The 18857-nt window shown below is 59.6% G+C and carries 14 protein-coding genes and 1 pseudogene; 14 read left to right on the top strand and 1 reads right to left on the bottom strand.

What is annotated here, in order from left to right; genetic code table 11:
* Nucleotides 1-38 precede the first annotated feature (38 nt).
* From ACP26L_RS19430 to ACP26L_RS19405, 6 genes and pseudogenes are all read left to right on the top strand, one after another.
* A complete protein-coding gene (locus ACP26L_RS19430) occupies nucleotides 39-788 on the top strand; it encodes a gluconate 2-dehydrogenase subunit 3 family protein (RefSeq protein ID WP_426455010.1) in 750 nt (249 codons plus the stop codon).
* An 18-nt stretch (nucleotides 789-806) separates the two neighbouring features.
* Nucleotides 807-2522 (top strand): GMC family oxidoreductase, encoded by a 1716-nt coding sequence (locus ACP26L_RS19425; RefSeq protein ID WP_426445553.1) that lies wholly within the window; start codon nucleotides 807-809, stop codon nucleotides 2520-2522.
* Nucleotides 2522-2657: pseudogene (gene tatA / locus ACP26L_RS19420) on the top strand (twin-arginine translocase TatA/TatE family subunit); the annotation flags it as partial. The gene ACP26L_RS19425 and the pseudogene tatA, both read left to right, overlap by 1 nt.
* 10 nt (nucleotides 2658-2667) lie before the next feature.
* Nucleotides 2668-2799: a hypothetical protein gene (locus ACP26L_RS19415; RefSeq protein WP_426455008.1), complete on the top strand. Its 132-nt coding sequence runs from the start codon at nucleotides 2668-2670 to the stop codon at nucleotides 2797-2799.
* A 600-nt stretch (nucleotides 2800-3399) separates the two neighbouring features.
* Nucleotides 3400-3738 carry a hypothetical protein gene (locus ACP26L_RS19410; RefSeq protein WP_426445551.1) on the top strand — a complete coding sequence of 113 codons (339 nt, stop codon included), beginning with the start codon at nucleotides 3400-3402 and terminating at the stop codon, nucleotides 3736-3738.
* A gap of 260 nt (nucleotides 3739-3998) precedes the next feature.
* Entirely contained in the window at nucleotides 3999-5318 is a 1320-nt protein-coding gene (locus ACP26L_RS19405; protein WP_426445549.1) for a NarK family nitrate/nitrite MFS transporter, read from the top strand.
* A 112-nt stretch (nucleotides 5319-5430) separates the two neighbouring features.
* Here ACP26L_RS19405 and ACP26L_RS19400 read toward each other — a convergent pair whose 3' ends face one another.
* Entirely contained in the window at nucleotides 5431-6030 is a 600-nt protein-coding gene (locus ACP26L_RS19400) for a TetR/AcrR family transcriptional regulator (RefSeq protein WP_426445547.1), read from the bottom strand.
* A 153-nt stretch (nucleotides 6031-6183) separates the two neighbouring features.
* Between ACP26L_RS19400 and ACP26L_RS19395 the strand changes: the two genes are divergently transcribed.
* The 8 genes from ACP26L_RS19395 to ACP26L_RS19360 all read left to right on the top strand — a co-directional run bounded on the left by ACP26L_RS19395 (nucleotide 6184) and on the right by ACP26L_RS19360 (nucleotide 18847).
* The gene (locus ACP26L_RS19395; RefSeq protein ID WP_426445545.1) at nucleotides 6184-6828 is read left to right on the top strand and encodes a peroxiredoxin-like family protein; all 645 of its coding nucleotides are present in this window, start codon (nucleotides 6184-6186) and stop codon (nucleotides 6826-6828) included.
* 536 nt (nucleotides 6829-7364) lie between these two features.
* Complete coding sequence (locus ACP26L_RS19390; protein WP_426445543.1) at nucleotides 7365-8474, top strand: ABC transporter ATP-binding protein; 1110 nt, start codon at nucleotides 7365-7367, stop codon at nucleotides 8472-8474.
* A gap of 45 nt (nucleotides 8475-8519) precedes the next feature.
* Nucleotides 8520-11576, top strand: coding sequence for an extracellular solute-binding protein (locus tag ACP26L_RS19385; RefSeq protein WP_426445541.1), 3057 nt, complete (start codon nucleotides 8520-8522; stop codon nucleotides 11574-11576).
* Nucleotides 11566-12555, top strand: coding sequence for a carbohydrate ABC transporter permease (locus tag ACP26L_RS19380; RefSeq protein WP_426445539.1), 990 nt, complete (start codon nucleotides 11566-11568; stop codon nucleotides 12553-12555). The genes ACP26L_RS19385 and ACP26L_RS19380 overlap by 11 nt, the downstream gene beginning before the upstream one ends.
* Before the next feature lies 1 nt (nucleotide 12556).
* Nucleotides 12557-13465, top strand: a complete 909-nt coding sequence (locus ACP26L_RS19375; protein WP_426445538.1) for a carbohydrate ABC transporter permease — start codon at nucleotides 12557-12559, stop codon at nucleotides 13463-13465.
* Between the two features lie 29 nt (nucleotides 13466-13494).
* A complete protein-coding gene (locus ACP26L_RS19370; protein WP_426445537.1) occupies nucleotides 13495-15639 on the top strand; it encodes a YIP1 family protein in 2145 nt (714 codons plus the stop codon).
* Nucleotides 15636-17984: a DUF5696 domain-containing protein gene (locus tag ACP26L_RS19365; protein ID WP_426445536.1), complete on the top strand. Its 2349-nt coding sequence runs from the start codon at nucleotides 15636-15638 to the stop codon at nucleotides 17982-17984. Before ACP26L_RS19370 ends, ACP26L_RS19365 begins: the two co-directional genes overlap by 4 nt.
* Nucleotides 17981-18847 carry a carbohydrate ABC transporter permease gene (locus ACP26L_RS19360; RefSeq protein ID WP_426445534.1) on the top strand — a complete coding sequence of 289 codons (867 nt, stop codon included), beginning with the start codon at nucleotides 17981-17983 and terminating at the stop codon, nucleotides 18845-18847. Before ACP26L_RS19365 ends, ACP26L_RS19360 begins: the two co-directional genes overlap by 4 nt.
* Nucleotides 18848-18857: the final 10 nt, after the last annotated feature.

The raw sequence follows: 18857 nt of genomic DNA, 5'->3' as shown, positions 1-18857 counted from the left end.
AAATGGTGAGGTGGGATCAAGTGGAACAGGAAGATCAGATGAAGCAGAAGGATGGCCAGGGAGCTCCCGATAAGCTGTCGCGGCGTAATTTTATCAAGAATACCGGATTTGTGCTCGGAGGGGCGGTGCTCGGAGGCGCGATCGGCACCTTCATGAAAAAAACGCCGGCCCAAACGGTTGTCCCTCCGGCGGCCGCTGCCGAGCCTAAGAACTTCAACCGCGCGCTGATGTTCTTCACCCCGGAGCAGTATGCCATCACGGAAGCTGCGGTGGAACGGATTTTTCCTGCCGATGAGAGCGGGCCGGGAGCTAAGGAGCTCGGCGTGGCGTTTTTTATCGACCACCAGCTTGCCGGGGAATACGGCTTCAATGCCAGGGACTACATGTCCCCGCCGTTCTATGCGGGCGAGAAGGTCCAGGGCTACCAAGGGCGGCTGAAACGACGCGAAATGTACGAGATCGGTCTGCGGGAGCTGGAGAATTACAGTCAGGCGCAGTTCCAGACAGGCTTTGTGCAGCTGACCGACGAGCAGAAGGACAAGGTGCTCAAGGCCTTCGAAACCGACGAAGCGAAGCTCACGACCATCTCCGCCAGCGGCTTCTTCAAAGCGCTGCGAAGCAATACCCTAGAGGGGGCTTACAGCGATCCGCTGTACGGCGGGAACACCGATATGAAGGGCTGGCAGATGAGAAATTTCCCAGGCGCTCAGATGAGCTATGCCACCGTCATCGACAAGGACTTCACCAAAATTCCGCCACAGAGCTTGCAGGAGCATATGACTCACTAACCGAAGAGAGGGATGTATATGGCAAAGACGCTTCCGAAGACAGATGTGGTCATTATTGGGGTCGGCTGGGCCGGCGGGATTATCGCCTCGGAGCTTACGAAGGCCGGGTTGAACGTCGTCGGATTGGAGAGAGGGAAGGAACGCAAGACAGAGGACTACTTCATGGTGCATGACGAGCTGCGCTATGCCGTGCGTTATGAAATGATGCAGGATCTATCGAAAGAGACGATCACGTTCCGCAGCAACGAGAACCTTCGCGCCCTGCCGATGCGGCAGTACGGATCCTTTCTGATCGGGGACGGACTCGGCGGCTCAGGCGTTCACTGGAACGGGCAGAATTTCCGTTTCCTGCCCTACGATTTTGAGATCCGCAGCAAGACGGTCGAACGCTATGGCAAGGACAAGATTCCAGCCGAAATGACAATTCAGGACTGGGGAATTACCTACGACCAGATCGAGCCCTATTACGACAAGTTTGAGAAGATGGCCGGCATCTCCGGTGAGGAGAACCCGCTGGCCGGCAAACGGTCCAGCCCGTATCCAACCCCGCCGATGAAAAAAACGAAGGCGATGGAGCTGTTCACGGAGGCGGCCAAGCGAATGAATCTGCACCCCTACGTGCAGCCCTCCGCCAACCTGTCCGATAATTACACCAACCCGGACGGCATCACCCGGGCGGCCTGTCAATACTGCGGCTTCTGCGAGAGATTCGGATGCGAGTACGGCTCCAAGGCTGATCCCGTGGTTACTGTGATTCCGGTCGCCAAGAAAACAGGCAAGTTTGAAATTCGCACCCACTCGAATGTCCGGCGAATTCTGCATACCGGGAACAAGGCAACGGGCGTGATGTATACGGATTTGACGACGGGCGAGGAGATCGAGCAGCCTGCGGACATTGTGGTTCTGTGCGGCTATGTATTCAACAATACGCGTCTTCTTCTGCTCTCCCAGCTTGGACGGCCCTATGATCCGGCTTCGAACACCGGGGTCATCGGCAAAAATTATGCATACCAGGTGCGCAAGGGGAACGCGGTCGGCTTTTTCGAGCAGAAGGAATTCAACAATTTCGCCGGTGCCGGAGCGCTGGGGATGATTCTCGATGATTACAACGGAGACAACTTCGATCATTCCAACCTCAACTTCATTCACGGCGGCATGATTATTCTTGGACAAACCGGATACCGGCCGATCCTCAATAACCCCGTGCCATCCGGCACGCCTTCCTGGGGCAAGGAGTTCAAATCGGCCTCCGTCAAGTATGCGAACCGTGCACTGACGGTAGGCGGGGAAGGCTCCTCCATGTCGTTCCGGCACCATTATCTCGACCTGGATCCCACCTACAAGGATGCGTTTGGCGATCCGCTCATCCGGATCACCTTCGACTTTGAAGACCAGGACCGGGAGCTGGCCAAGTTCATGGCCTCGAGATGCGCGGACATCCTGAAGGAAATGGGGGCGGACCATATCGATCCGATGAAGGAGCTGGGCCCGTACGATATTTCCACCTACCAATCCACCCACAACACGGGGGGGGTGATCATGGGTGCATCTCCGGAAACGTCTGCTGTGAATACTTACTCGCAGATGTGGGATGTTGACAATCTGTTCGTCGTGGGGGCGAGCTCCTTCCCGCAGAATTCGGGTTACAATCCTACGGGAACGGTGGGCGCACTGGCGTACCGCGCGGCGGAAGGCATCCTGACCTACCGGCAAAAGGGCGGGGTGCTCGCCTGATGGGGAACCTGCTATCCCCCGGACATCTGGTGCTGCTCCTGATTCTCATCCTGCTGCTGTTCGGCCCGAACAAGCTCCCCGAGCTGGGCAGAGCCTTCGGCAGAACCCTGCGCGAGCTCAAGGAGGGGGCGAAAGAAGTGACTTCATTGGAAGTGACTCCGATGGAAGTAACTTCGATGGAAGTAACTTCGATGGAAGTAACTTCGATGGAAGTGACACCCTCGGCCGTGTCGTCTACCATCGAAGTGAACCCCGCCAAAGTAACCTCCATCGCTGAGACGGAAACCAGGCCCAAGCAGGACACAAGGCCTCGGGCTTGATGCAGCGCTGCTCTCCAAGCGTGCTCGCGAAATCAGCAGAAGGATGACAATTGTATTGCAGAATACCGCTCACCGGGCGGTATTTTTTTTGTTCACCTTATAGATTTTATAGAGTTTCGGGGCACGATTCTGCTAGCTCCCCAGCGGTCTATGAACATAGCGGAAGCACGGCGCGTTATTCCCACGCTTCGATGGTACCCTCCGGAAATAAAGGAACGCCGATGCGCTACTGTAGGGATGGCGCGGTTTTCGGACCCGTGTTCCCCCTGATAAGGTATCTGAGTTCCGCTATTGTTGCGGGAAATGCCTCAATAAGATACCTCGCCTCCGCTATTTTTAAAAAACGAACGTTGTGGCGCCCAAAGACTTCAACAACATTGACGCCCCTGCACATTCCTTCCCGCGCACAAACGTATAGACTGGCACGCAGAGATCTTAAAGAACCCCGCCTGGCGTTTTTCTTCCATAACGGCATGACCAATCTGGGGCTCGGTCTCGGACTGCTGCACGGCTTCTATACCGTGATTGACACCTATATGCCCTTTGATTAGGCAGAGGTGCTGATCCGCTTCGCTTCAACCCATGCCCCTTGGCTGACGGGGCTCGGAACGCTGTCGGCCTACGGCATGCTTATCATCGTAGCGAGTACGGATCTGCGGAGCAGCCTTCCGAAGAAGGTCTGGCTCTGGCTTCACCTGCTCTCTTACCCGGTCTTTGTCATGGCTTGGATCCACGGATTCTTTCAGGGGACCGATACGCAGGCGCCGGCGGTCCGCTGGATGTACGTGCTGACGGCCGCCTGCGTCGCCGCACTGACCGCAGCGCGGATCAGGAGCGGCACCAGACTGCGTGCGGCCGTAGAGAGAGCGCGGCCTCATCTCTCTTCCCGGCCGTAGACCAGCGGCGGGAGCCGCTTTGTTCCAAGGATTGTTGCAATCCTTGGAATGTATCTCTCTCCGGGGCTCGCTCCCGGTCAAACAAGAGGGCATAGTCTATACGCTGCGCCAAGAGGGGTCCGTGAACGGACGCCCTCTTTTTTGTTTTGTCAAGAAATCTGTGACTCACTTTACATCTCCGCGGCCCCCTCGGCAAGTAAGATAGAGACAGATAAGAACAGAAGCGCTTCAGAATAATAAAACGAGGGGAAATGAGAGTTATGGCGAGAATTCAGCAGTGGCAGCCGGAGGATCCGGCGTTTTGGGAAAAGGAAGGACGGCGCCATGCCAAGCGCAATCTATGGATTTCGGTTCCTTCCCTGATGTTGGCTTTTATCGTCTGGCAGATTTGGTCCGTAGTCGCCGTCCGCCTCAACGACATCGGGTTTAACTTCACGCCGGACCAGCTCTTCACGCTCGCGGCGATCCCCGGGCTGGTCGGTGCGACCCTGCGGTTCGTGTATACCTTTGCCGTCGGCAAGTTCGGAGGGCGGAATTGGACGGTCGTCTCGACCGCGGTGCTGGCCATCCCGGCTGTGGGCATCGGATTCGCCGTACAGAACCCGGATACGCCTTACTCCGTGATGTTCCTGCTCGCCGCACTGTGCGGACTTGGCGGAGGCAGCTTCTCCTCGTCGCTCGCCAATATCAGCTTCTTCTTCCCGAAGAAGGAGAAAGGTACGGCGCTCGGCATTAACGGCGGTCTTGGCAATATGGGCGTATCCGTAGTCCAATTCGTAACGCCTCTGATTATCACGACAGGCACCTTCGCCGCCCTGGCCGGCGACGGCCAGCTGCTGAAGAACGGCGGCCAGGTGTGGCTCCAGAACGCAGCGTTCATCTGGGTGCTGCCAATCGCCATCATGACGGCAGCGGCCTGGTTCGGAATGGATAATCTGCCGGGTACCAAGCAGTCCGTCGCCGAGCAGTTCGTTATCGTCAAACGCAAGCACACCTGGATCATGACCTGGCTGTATGTGGCCACGTTCGGTTCGTTCATCGGGTACTCCGCCGCTTTCCCGCTGCTTCTGAAAAGCCAGTTCCCGCAGTACGTATCGCTTGCATTCCTCGGCGCATTCGTAGCGGCGGCGGCCCGTCCGTTCGGCGGCTGGATCTCCGACAAATTCGGGGGCGCCCGAGTGACCGCCCTGGTACTCGTAGTGATGACGATTGGCGCAGCGATGGTCATCTACTTCATGGGCAGACATGAATTCGGCGGCTTCCTGACGGCCTTCCTGATTCTCTTCCTCGCCGCAGGGACGGGCTCGGGCTCCACATTCCAGATGATTCCCGGCATCTTCCCGGTGAAGGAAGCCGCTCCGGTTCTGGGCTTCACGGCAGCCTTCGCGGCGTACGGTTCCTTCTTCATTCCGAAGCTCTTTGGATGGTCCACGGCGAATACAGGCAGCCCGGTCTCGGCCTTCTATATCTTCATCGGCTTCTACGTGGTATCGATCGCGCTGAACTGGTACTACTATCAGCGCAGGTCCACAGACAGCCTGTTTGTCCCCAAGGCGAAGGCACGAGTATCCCATCGGTAGGGGGCAGCCTGGAACGTCCATAAAAAATGCAGCCGGCACACTCCCGTAAGCGGGAGGAGCCTGGCTGCATTTTTGTATGCGGCGCCCGAGCGGGGAAGAGGAGGAGGGCCGCTCAAGGTGCTTTGGAACAGACCTGCTCCAGATAAGACGAGAAGCTGGCCGTATTCATCTCCATATGCCGGTTGCTTCCTTCCAGCTTGCTGAGCATAATGCCGCCTTCGAGCAGCGAGAAGGCAAAGGAAGCCAGGGCGTCCACGTCCAGATGTTCCTTGAATTCGCCCATCTGAATCCCTTCCCTGATGATATCTTTCATTCGTTCCAGCGTATGGTGCAGCCCCTCCCGGGCCCTCTGTCGCAGAATCGGATGAGTGTCGTCACTCTCGACGGCCGTGTTCTGGAGGGGACAGCCTCCGATGAACGGCGGGTTGTTCACCACATCCCCATAGACATGGAAAAAAGCGAGCAGACGGCCCGCCGCAGACGTCTCTGCCGCAAGCGCTTCGGCAAATTTCCTGCCGACGGAGTCCGCCGCATAATTATAGGCTTCCAGGGCGATTTCGTCTTTGCTGCCGAAGTGGCGGTAGATGCCGCCCTTCTGGATCCCCGTCGCGGCGATAATATCGTTCAGGGATGAGCCGGCGAAGCCCTGAACGTTAAAAAGCTCAGCCGACTTGCTGATAATGTGTTCCCGTGTTTTTTCTCCTTTTTTCATAAGCCTTATGACCTCCGCGCGAACGATATTCCGGTGAAATCATTATAACAAATATATACTCCGTGCTCTTGTCATTTGCTGGAAGCCTGCTACAATAAAGATACCGATCGGTATCTTTTGTAATCATTTTATTCCAAAAAGGAGTGTACTTCCATGCCGCTTAGAGAGCAATTGGAGGAAGCCAAGGCGCGCTTTCTCGCCAACGTCCCCGCGGAGGCGCAGGAGAACGTGTTTCGACACGTGAAAGAACAGCAGCAGTCCGGTATCGAGTTTGGTCTGAAGCCTGGGGACAAAGCGCCGGATTTTGCACTGGACAATGCGCTTGGCGAACGGGTCACGCTGTACGAGAAGCTGGCCGAAGGGCCGGTCATCCTGCTCTTCTACCGGGGCAGCTGGTGTCCGTACTGCAATATTCAGCTCAGGGGCTACCAGCAGCTTCTGCCGGACATCCGGAAGCACGGCGGACAGATCATCGCCGTCTCCCCGCAGCGCCCCGATCATTCGCTGTCCCAGAAGGAGAAAGAGCAGCTGACCTTCCACGTGCTGAGCGACCCGGATGGCCGCGCGGCGGACAGCTACAGGCTGTTGTTTGAGCTGCCCGAGTATCTGCAGATGACCTTCGAGCATACGTTCCGGCTCAATCTCATCGAGTATAATGGCACGAGCCGCTGGGTGCTTCCGGTTCCGGCCACCTATCTGATCGATCAGGAAGGGATCATCCGCTATGCCGGCGTCAACCCGGAGTTCATGAAGCGAACCGAGCCTCAGGACATCGTCGATGAGTTGAAGAAGCTTTGACCGCCGGATAGGAGGAGTGGGATTCATACCGTCGGTATGCCGCCAAGAACGGCAGCTGCTGCGCAGCACCGCAGCCATTGAACGCAGCGCATCGTCCTTACTTAGGCGGATGGGGAGGTGCTTGGTGAGAAAAACAACTTTGGCGGAATCTCATGGTTTACCGTCGCATTGAGTTGTTCCGCGATTATCCTGGCCGTCGCATTAGATAGGCCGAGCAATACCCTCGTGGGAGGGTGAATCGAAGCTCCGGTATGTGGGATTCCCGCCACCTTCCGTTCAACTATAGCAGCAGCATCCTGCACCTAAGGGACCGCCAAGGAGGCGGTCTCTGTTTGGTACGGGGAAAATAAGCTGTCAAAAAGCTTTGACAGTACGTGGACGGGGTGCTATATTCTATATCATACTATTCCAATCTGGTTAATATAATACTTCTACCGGAACACCGGAGAGCGGCTTTTGCTGATTCTCCGGTGTTTTTTGCTGTGATCCCGGGGAAAGCGGAGGGTGCTGTATAAAAGGAACAAGGGGCGGTGGAGATGGCACGGATTCAGATCAATCATCTGTACAAGCGGTATGGTAAAGACAAGCAGGCGGTCGTAAAGGATTTTCACCTGGATATTCAGGACAAGGAATTTCTCGTCTTCGTCGGGCCTTCGGGCTGCGGGAAGTCGACCACCCTGCGGATGATCGCAGGGCTCGAAGATATCTCGGAGGGGGAAATTTATATCGGGGACCGGCTGGTGAACCACCTGCCGCCGAAGGACCGGGATATTGCGATGGTGTTCCAGAATTATGCGCTTTACCCGAACCTGACCGTCTACGAGAACATTGCGTTCGGCCTCCGGCTGCGGAAGCTGCCGAAGCATGAGATCGATCTGGCCGTCAAGAAAGCGGCCCGGTCGCTGGAGCTCGAAGCGTACCTGCAGCGCAAACCGAAGGAGCTGTCCGGCGGGCAGCGGCAGCGGGTCGCGCTCGGCCGCGCCATCGTGCGCAGTCCGCAGGTGTTCCTGATGGATGAGCCGCTCTCGAACCTGGATGCGAAGCTCCGGGTGCAGATGCGCACCGAGATTATCAAGCTGCACAAGACCCTGGGCGTCACCTTCGTCTATGTGACGCATGACCAGGTGGAGGCGATGACGATGGGCGACCGCATCGTTGTCATGAAGGACGGCATCATCCAGCAGGTGGATACGCCGGAGGCGATCTACTCGTATCCGGCCAACACGTTCGTCGCATCTTTCATCGGCTCGCCGCAGATGAATTTCATCGAGGGGCGGATTCTGGAAGAGGTGCCGGGCCGGCTCGAGTTCCATACCTCCCGGTTCCGGCTCGAGCTTACCGGATCGGCGGCGAAGGTGCTGCGGGACCACAAGCAGGTAGGCCGGGCCGTAACTCTGGGCATCCGGCCGGAGAACATTGCGCTCGAAGGGCTCTACTCCGACGGGGTCATCACCGGAGAATACCGCCTCAGCGAGCTCATGGGGGCCGACCGTTTTCTGCACATCGATATCGGACAGGACCGGATGCTGGTCGTCCGGGTCCATCCGCATTACCGGTACGAGGAAGGCGAGAAGGTGCGCCTTGCCCCGGAGATGTCCAAGGTGCTGTTCTTCGACAAGGAAACCGGAACCCGATTCACCGAATAGGCTCCGTCTCTGACAGGAAGGAAGTGTACATAGTTGCTTGAGCAGATGAACCATCGAGACCTGACCCGGCGGACGGCCATTCTGGTGCTTGCCGGACTGCTGGGTCTGCCGGGGGGAGGCCCTGCCGCCGCTCCCGGTACCGCCAGCGCAGCCGAGGGGGCGGGAGCGGCAGGTACGGCCGGCGCAGAAACGGGAACAGGACACGCCGGAACCTCCACAGCGCTCACGGGCACCCAAGCTGCCAAGGAGCCTGCGAAGACGGCCGGTACGCCGGCCGCGGCCGAGACGGAGCCTTATTACGCCAAGGTTCTGGAGGCTTGGCAGAAGGAGAAGGTGCCGGCCGGAGCGGGCGAGCTCGTCATTGATGCCGCCGCACCTGCCGGGCAATCCGACCGTGCGGCTTTTGCCGCGGGACCCCTGGAAGGCGAAGCCCGTGCTCTTCAGTGGAAAGGCACGGGGGAGAACTGGGTCGAATACCGCTTCACCGCTCCCTCGGACGGCCTCTATGAGGTTCACGTCTCCTACCGTCCGCTGCCGTCGAAGGGAATCGGCGGCGCGATCCTATGGGATGTGACCCTGGACGGAGGGAGACCTTACAGGGAATCGTCGTCGATCACCTTATACCGCGACTGGCGGGATGAGCGGCCGATCCGCAAAAACGACGACGGAGACGAAGTGCGGCCGCGTTCCGTGGAGGTGTCCGACTGGAAGCAGGTGGCGCTGAGCGACGGCGGCGGGGCTTACGGCGGACCCCTGCTGTGGCGCTTCACCGCGGGAGAGCACGTCCTGCGCATCAGCGGCAGCGAGCCGGTGGCGCTGGAGAAGCTGATCCTGAAGGCTCCCCGCACGGTACCGGCTTACACCGAAGCCGCTGCAGCCTATCCGGCCGAAGCTGCGGCTGCTAAGAGCCCTACGAACGACAGCGCCGCCGTCCAGACGATTCAGGCGGAAGATCTGCTGTACAAGAACGACACCTCGATCAAGCTGTTCTCGGATACCGACGCCCGCACGGTTCCCGCGTCGAAGGGGAGAATCACCTACAATACGGTAGGCGGCAGGCGCTGGCTCTATCATAACCAGGAGATCACCTGGAAGGTGAACGTGCCGGTGACGGGACGATACAAGCTGGCTTTCCGGACCCTGCAGAACCAATTCGCGCAGAAGTCCTCCTTCCGCACGATCCGGATCGACGGGCAGGTCCCGTTCCGGGAGCTGACCGCCTTCCGGTTCCCTTATGATTCCGATTGGAGAGGGACGGTCCTGGGTCCCGAAGAGGGCGAGCCGTACGGCTTGTATCTCACGGCCGGGGAGCATACCGTCTCCATGGCGGTCACCCACGCGCCGCTCAAGCCGGTGCTGATCGGGATCGAGGAGCTCACGGAGCTGCTCCGGACTGTGGAAGACGATCTCCGGTCCTTGACCGGGGGCATCGTGGACCGCAACCGGACCTGGAAGCTGCAGCAGGAGCTGCCGGACCTGACGCCGCGGCTCCATGAAGCCGCGAAGCGGATGGTCACGCTGGCCGACTCGCTGCAGGAGATCAACGGGGGGAAGGACAGCCTCTCCCAGGGCATCCGGACCTCCGCGGAAGACATCCGGGAGCTGCTGGAGAAGGTCGACGACATCCCGTATTACACCGACGAGCTCTCTTCCATCAAGGAGAAGATCAGCGGCTTCACGGAGACGCTGCTGCAGCAGCCCCTGCAGCTCGATGAGCTGTACCTGGCGCCTGCGGACCGGGAGTTCCCGGATATGGAGGCTTCCTGTCTGAGCTCGACCTTAGGCACGGCGAGGAATTTCGTCTACTCGTTCGACGCCCGCAACTCGCTCAATAACATGGACGACCGGGTGCTGAACGTCTGGGTGCAGCGGGGGAGGGACTATGTCGACCAGCTTCAGCAGCTCTCCGACGAGCTCTTCACGCCGGAGACCGGCATCAAGGTGAAGGTGAACCTGCTGCCGAACGCCCAGCTGCTCGTGATGTCGAATGCGGCCGGCGTGCAGCCGGACGTGGCGCTCGGCCTGACGCAGGATCTGCCGGTGGATTACGCGATCCGGGGCAGCGTCCATGACCTCTCGCGCTATCCGGACTTCAAGGAGATCCAGCGGAAGTTCTCGCCTGGCTCCTGGCTGCCGCTTCATTATAATGGCGGCTACTATGCGCTGCCCGAGACCCAGTCGTTCCAGGTGCTGTACTACCGCAAGGATATCCTGAAAGGACTCGGCCTGCCGGTCCCGCAGACTTGGGACGAAGTATACGCTCTGCTCCCGGTGCTGCAGCAGCACTCGCTGAACTTCTACTTGAATCCGAAGGATTTCACCCCGTTCTTCTATCAGAACGGCACTGACCTCTACCGTCCGGATGGACTGAAGACGGCGCTCGATACCCCGGAGGGTTTCCGGGCCTTCAAGATGTGGACGGATCTCTTCAACACGTACGCGCTGGAGAAAGAAGTGCCAAGCTTCTATCAGCACTTCCGCCGGGGGACGATGCCGATCGGCGTATCCGACTACAACCTGTACGTCCAGCTGGCGGCCGCGGCGCCGGAGCTGGGCGGGCGGTGGGGCATTGCGGAGATCCCGGGCGTGAAGCAGGCTGACGGCTCCATCGTCCGGTGGGCGGGAGGCGGGCAGCGGACCTCGGTGATTTTTGAGAAATCCAATAAGAAAGACCAAGCCTGGGCGTTCCTCAAATGGTGGGTGTCCGACGAAGTGCAGGAGCGGTACGGCAATGATATAGAAGCGGTGAACGGCGTCGCCTTCCGCTGGAATACCTCGAATGTCAAGGCGTTCGCCAAGCTGCCGTGGAAACGGGAGGATGCGGAAGTCATCCTGCAGCAGTGGCGCTGGTATAAGGACATCCCGAACCTGCCGGGAGGATACTTCCTGGAACGGGAGATCAATAACGCCTGGCTGCGGTCCGTCGTCGATGGCCTCAACTACCGGACCTCCCTGGAGACCGCCGTGCTCGATATCGACCGCGAGCTGCGGCGCAAGCAGCAGGAGTTCGGGTTCGTCGACACCAGCGGCCGGGTCGTCCGCACGCTGGATGTGCCGGCCGTCAAGCAGCCATGGGAAGGAGTCGATCCAAATGCTGAATAAAGCGGGAAGCGTGGCCGTCAAGGCGCCTTCCGGCCAGGTCGGGCTGAAGAAGCAGGCCCGCCGGGTAAGGGCCAGAGGACTGCTGGCCCGAATCTGGGAATACCGCCTGTCGTACTTGTTCATTGCGCCGTTTATGCTGTGCTTTATCGCGTTCATCCTAATTCCGGTGATCGCCGCCATCGGGCTGAGCTTCACCTACTTCAACGCCATCGAGGCTCCGCGCTTCATCGGCTGGCAGAACTTCCAGTACCTGCTTTCGCAGGATCTGCTGTTCCTGAAGTACGCGCTGCCGAACACCTTCGTCTTCGCCCTGATCGTGGGACCCGGGGGCTACGCTGCGGCCTTCCTCCTGGCCTGGCTGATTACCCAGCTGCCGGAGAAGTCCCGGCGCTGGTATGCGCTGGCCATGTACACCCCGTCACTGACAGCCGGCATCGCGATGTCCATCGTCTGGCTGCCGATGCTGAGCGGGGACCGGATCGGCTACCTGAACTCGCTGCTCCTGCAGCTCGGGCTCATCGATGTGCCGAGACTGTGGGTCACCGATAAGGACTATCTCATGAATTCGATGATCGTCGTCACCCTGTGGTCCTCGATGGGCGTGGGCTTCCTCGCCATGCTGGCCGGTCTGCTGGGAGTGAACAAGGAGCTCTACGAAGCGGGCAAGCTGGACGGAATCCGCAGCCGGCTGCAGGAAATCTGGCATATTACGATTCCGTCGATGAAGCCGCAGATGCTGTTCGGGGCCGTCATGGCCATTGTCGCCACCTTCAAGTCGGGAGCTATTGGGGTCGAGCTCTCCGGCGTCAACCCGACACCCGAGTATGCCGGCCATCTCATCATCAACCACATTGACGATTACGGCTTCATCCGCTTCGAGATGGGCTATGCCGCGGCGATCTCGGTATTTCTCCTGATCCTCATGTATGCCTCGAACAAGCTAAGCTGGAGTCTGTTCGGCTCGAAGGAGGGGGAATGACATGACCTCGTTCGTCTCCAAAGCATTGGGCCCGATCGGCCGGCTTGGCCGCAGACGCAGCCGTCTGAACCGGATGGACGGCTTCCAGTGGGTGCTCACGATCCTGCTGACCGTTCTTGCGGTGTTCATGCTGATGCCGATCGTGTACATTTTCAACCATGCCCTGAAACCGTACCATGAACTGTTCGTCTATCCGCCGAATCTGCTCGTGCGCGAAGCCACGCTGCAGAATTTCTCAGAGCTGTTCCTGGTGGCGGCGAATTCCACGGTGCCGATCTCGCGCTATCTCTTCAACAGCGTGATTATCACTGGGGCATCCGTGGTGCTCGTCACGGTGGTCAGCGCGCTCTGCGCCTACCCGATCTCGAAGCACAAGTTCCCCGGACACAAGCTGGTCTTCGCCGCCATTCTGCTCACGCTCATGTTCGCTCCGGAGGTGGTGCAGATCCCGAGGTATCTGGTCGTCAGTTATCTCGGGATCATGAACACGTATCTCGGCCATATTCTGCCGCTGCTCGCCATGCCGGTCGGGGTCTTCCTGCTGAAGCAGTTCATAGACCAGATCCCGAACGACCTGCTTGAAGCGGCACGGATGGACGGTGCGGGCGAATTCACCGTGTTCCTGCGGGTTGTCATTCCCGTGTGCATGCCGGCCGTGGCCACCGTGGCCATCCTCACCTTCCAGAGCTCGTGGGGGAATATCGAAACCTCGTCCCTATTCATGCAGGATGATGAGATGAAGAATTTTCCGTTCTTCCTCTCTACGCTGACGAGCAACCAGGCGAACCTTGTCGCCCGTCAAGGGGCGGCGGCGGCAGCGGCGCTCATTCTGTTCGTGCCGAGCCTGATCATCTTCCTGCTGCTGCAGGGCAAGGTGATCGCCACGATGGCCCATTCGGGCATCAAGTAGACACGTATCCGACCAAAGGAGGGACGAGATTGCGCCCGCATCCTGCTAGACGTATCCTGCTCACGGTGCTGGCCGTACTGCTGGCAGCTGTGCTCCTGCAGCCCGGCCGTACCTCTGCCTATACGCCATACAACACCAATTATAAAGACTCCTACGGCCAGCTGATCTGGACCCAATCCGCTTATAATCCGGGCGGGGCCCTGGGTAGGGATCTCTTCATCCCGGACCCCAAGAAGCCGGGTGCGCTCGTGCATTCCCCGCTGAAGGGACCCCAGGACGTGTTCATCGACGCGAAGGACCGGATCTACATAGCCGATACCGGCAATAACCGTATTGTCCAGCTGGACCCGGACGGGAAGTTCGTGCGGATGATCGAGGTCAAAGAGAGCCCGCTCAAGGGACCGCAGGGACTCTTCGTCAACAAGGACGGGGACATCTATGTTGCGGACACGGGCAATAAGCGCGTAATCCGGCTGGATGCCGAAGGGAAGCTGATCCGTGAGTTCCCGCGCCCCGAGTCCAAGTTCCTGCCGGCTTCCTTCAAATATGATCCCGTGAAGCTTGTCGTCGACAAGAGGGGGTTCCTGTACATCACCTCCCTCGGGGGCTACCAGGGATTGCTGCAGCTCGACCCCGAAGGGGGATTCCAAGGCTTCTTCGGGTCGAACAGGACGCCGTTCTCGCTGATCGATGCTTTCAAGCGCTTCGTCTACACCCGGGAGATGTATCAGCGCGAGATCAGCAAGCTGCCGGGCTCTATCGCTTCGGCCGCTATGGATGGCGACGGTTTGATCTATACCGTGTCGAAGGAAGTGGAAACCGGTCAGATCAAGAAGCTGAATATCGCGGGACTGGATATGCTCGCCCAAAAAACCGAGTTCTCCGATGAGAAAATATCACTTCCGTTCGGCGAGACTCCGTTCCGGGAGTGGGGGGAAGACACCCCGGTCCAGCTGAACGACTTGACGGTGGACCATGACGGCAATATCACGGCCATCGATACCAAGAAGCGCGTCGTCTCCCAGTATGACGGCAGCGGCAGTCTGCTCTTCTTCTGGTGGGCGGATGCGGAGGTATCGGCCGAGAAGCTCGGTGTGATTCAGTCCCCGACGGCGATTGCCAGCTCATCGAAGAATGATCTGTACATCCTCGACGGGGAGAACAATCTCCTGCAGAAGTTCGAGCTGTCGGAGTTCGGCCGGCTCGTCCACCAGGCCAACCGCCTGACGCAGGACGGCCGCTATGCCGAGAGCGAGACTCCTTGGGCGGAGGTTCACCGGCTCAACGCGTTCTACACGCCCGCCATCCTGGGTCTCGCGAAGGCCGCTTACGGCAGGGGGGATTACGAACGCGCCCAAGCGTTATTCAAAGCGGCCGGCCAGGGGCAGGGCTATTCGGATGCCTTCTGGCAGAACCGGCTGCTCTGGTTCCAGCAGCGCTTCGGCTTGCTGATGAACGTGCTGATCTTCGGCAGCCTGGCACTCTATGTGCTGAACAGGCTGACGAAGCATGCCTCCTGGCGCAGATCCCGAAGCACCGGGACCCCCGGCGGCAGCGGACTCGCAGGACAGCTGAAGCATGCCTTCTATATTCTGAAGCATCCGATCGACGGCTTCGCCGCCTTACGTTATGAGAACAAAGGGGGCTTCCTCAGCTCCTTCATCCTCTTCGTGCTTGCCCTGGCATCCTACTGCGTCATGGAAGGGGGCATCTCGTTCCTGTACAATCCGGACGTCCTTCTGGACTTGGGCCTTGGGACAGCCATCGTGCAGTTCTTCGTGATCTGGCTCGGCTGGATCGTGGCCAATTATCTCATCTCGGCGATCTACCGCGGGGAAGGCCGGTTCCGCGATGTCGTCTACGGCAGCACATACGCTCTGTTCCCGTTCGTGCTCATCGGTCTGCCGCTCACGCTCCTGTCGCAGATCATGACGCTGAACGAGGGGGCGGTCTACCGGTTCTTCTACTTCGGCCTGTTCGTCTGGGTCGGACTGCTGCTCTTCTGGAAGGTACAGAGCATGCAGAATTACAGTGTGGGCGAGACGTCCGTGAACGTCTCCCTGTCCGTCTTCACGATGTCCGTCTGCGGCGTGCTGCTCTTCATTACGTTCGGGCTCACGAAGGAGCTGTACGATTTCTTCTATTCCGTATTCCAGGAGGTGACGGTCCGGTGACGATCAAGAAGCTTAAGGAGCGGCTCATCCGTAGGCCGGCTCTGCAGCGAAGCCTGCTTAGAGTGAATCCGCCGTCAAAGGGCCGGACGGTCCTGCTGCTCGGGCTGGGGCTGGCCCTCGGCCTGTCCGGCTGCGGTCTCCGGCCGGAAGCGGGTCCGGCTGCAGTGCCGGGGACAGGCCATGGTAACGGGCAGGCGGGAGGGACATCAGCCGCCGGCGCTGACGTCCGCAGCACGCCCGCGCCGAAGCCCGGCCTGCCGGAGGAAGGCCGGTTTCAGCCGGCCGCCGAGTCCGAGGGACTGAAGCTGTGGGTCGACCCGCTCACCGCCCACTTCAAGGTGGAGCAGAAGGGCAGCGGGCAGATCTGGCGCTCGTACCCGAACCCCGAGACCTGGCCGGCCGAGACGATCGGGGGGACCTGGAAGAACAACCTCCTGTCCCCGATCATGGTGGAATACGTCGATGCGGCGAACTCCAAATCCCAGGCCAAGCTGATCTCCTGGATGGAGGACAAGGGAGCCTTGGAAGGCTTCCAGCTGACGAAGGACGGCTTCCAGGCGGCCTTCCGCTTCGCGGGAATGGGCTTTCGCATTCCCGTCGAAGTGAAGCTTGGTGCCGACTATGTCGAGACAACGATCCGGGATGAGGGGATCGAAGAGGGCAAGCTCAGCCTGCTGAACCTGAAGCTGTACCCGCTGCTCGGAGCGGAACAGTCGGCCGGGCAGGACGGCTACCTCTTCATCCCTGACGGCTCCGGCGCGCTGATCCGGTTCAAGGCAAACCTGGCGGGCGACAAGTCCGTCTACCGGGAGAACGTCTATGGCCCGGACGATGCGTTCTTCACCGAAAACCTGGCGAGAGATCCCGTCCGCCTGCCGGTATTCGGGCTGAAGTCCGGTCAGCAGGGCCTCGTCGGCGTGCTGACCTCGGGTGAGGAATATGCGAAGGTCTTCGCCGCCCCCTCCGGCGCGCTGGGCAGCTCCAACTGGATTACGCCCGAGTGGCAGTACCGGATCAAGTTCTTCCAGGGCACGAGCCGGCGGGGGAGTACGGGATTTTTCACCTACAGCAAGGAACGCTTCACCTCTCCCGCCCGCACGGCGAGGTATTACCTGCTGGAGGCCGGACACAGCGATTACCCGGACATGGCTTCGAGGTACCGCAGGCATCTGGCCGAGGAGCAGGGGCTGAAGAAGCTCGTTCCGAAGAACGGCAGCGTGCCGTTCTATGCGGATGTGATCGGGGCGGACAGCAAGAAGGGACTGCTGTCGGACAAATACCTGAAGGGGACGACAACCGAAGAAGCGCTGCAGCTCGTGAGGGACCTCCGGAGCAAAGGGCTGGAGAATCTCATCATCCACTATACGGGCTGGCAGGAAGGCGGATACAGCTCCTCCGGCGGACTGCTGCCTGTGGATTCCCGGCTCGGGGGTAACGGGGGCATGAAGCGTTTCATCACCGAAGCCCGTTCGCTGGATGTGCCGGTGTTCCTGACCGCGGATTATACGATCAACAACACCGGCAAAGACGGCTTCTGGCCGGTCTTCCACGGCCGCCGCAACCTGGCGGGGACCGTGCTGGAGTGGGAGAACCTGGAGAATAACGAGTGGACCACGCAGGTGTCGCCGAAGTTCTACGCGAAGCTCGTGGAGGAGGACCTGCCGGAATACCGGGAGCTTGGCGCCTCCGGCCTCTTGTTCGTGAACGGGATCGGCCAGGTGCTCGGCAGCGACTTCAACGACGGGTATCCGGCGACCCGGGGGGACGCGCTGGGGATTCAGGAGGATCTCCTGAGCAGGACGCGCGAGTCACTCGGCGCGGTGGCGGCGGAGAACGCGAATGCCTATGCGCTGGGACAAGTGAAGCATATCCACCGGCTGACCGACCACCATTCCTTCGACCTTTTCGTCGATGAGGCGGTGCCGTTCATCCAGATTGCGCTTCACGGCCTCGTCACCTACACGGCGGATTGGGCCAACCAGCGGACGGATTACCGGGCTGATTACCTCCGCAGCGTGGAATACGGCGCTTATCCGGCCTATGTCTTCACGGGCTCGCCCTCCGAAGCGCTCAAGGGAGCGTACTCGCAGAACCGCTTCAGTACCGACTACCGCGTATGGATTGAGCAGGCGGCCGCAGAATACAAGCGGATCAACGAAGCGCTGGGCGGAGTACAGGACCGGTTCATTACAACGCATCGCACGCTGGCTCCCGGCGTCAAGGAGACGGTATACGAAGGGGGCCATACGGTGATCGTCAATTACAATGAGGCGCCTTATGCGGACGGCACCGTCCGGGTGCCGCCAAGAGACTTTATCGTCACGAAGGGAGGGGAGCCGGGATGATCCGACGACCGCTGCTGCAGTCGCATACGATCCGCAAACTCGAAGGGACGCTGTTCATCACGCCGTGGATTCTCGGCTTCTTCGCCTTCGTGGCGTTCCCTCTGGCGTTCTCCCTGTACATGAGCTTTCACCGGGTGAAGGTGACGGTCGGCGGCATCGAAACGATTCCGAACGGCTGGGGCTATTACCGCGAGATCCTGTTCGCGGACGGCGGGCTGCTGTACGATTCGCTGATCCCGTTCCTGCGGGAGGCCGCCCTGATGATCCCCATCATTCTCGTGTTCTCCCTGCTGGTCGCGATCCTGCTCAACCAGAATTTCCGGGGACGCACCTTCTTCCGGGTGGTATTCTTCCTGCCGGTGATCTTCTCCTCCGGCCAGATCATCCTGGAGTTCATCAAGCAGGGAGAAGGGACGCTGGCTTTCGTGGAATCCCTTCGGATCGATGCCTACCTGATGAGCTATGTTCCCGCATCCTGGGCGCAGCCGATCCACAATGTGCTGAATTCCTTCGTGCTCGTGCTCTGGTATTCCGGCGTCCAGATCCTGATCTTCCTCGCAGGGCGGCAGACGATCTCGTCTTCGGTCTACGAGGCCGCACGGATCGACGGCGCCGACCCCTGGAATACGTTCTGGAAAATCACCCTGCCCGGACTGGTGCCGTTCGTGTTCCTGAATCTGATGTTTACCGTCGTCGACCTGTTCACGTTCCCCGGGAACCCGATCATCTCGCAGGTCACGACGGCCAATTACGGCCTCTCGAGCGCGCTCGCCTGGATTTATTTTATGATCGTCCTGGCTTTCGTGGGGCTCGTGCTCGGTCTGTACGGCAAAGTGGACCGGGCCTTCGCGGGCAAACGATAGGAGGAGAAGC

It is taken from the genome of Paenibacillus sp. S-38, assembly GCF_049942825.1.
Taxonomy (GTDB): Bacteria; Bacillota; Bacilli; order Paenibacillales; family NBRC-103111; genus Paenibacillus_G.
Note: the sequence above shows the minus strand (reverse complement) of the source record. Positions and strands in the feature narration are given on the sequence as shown.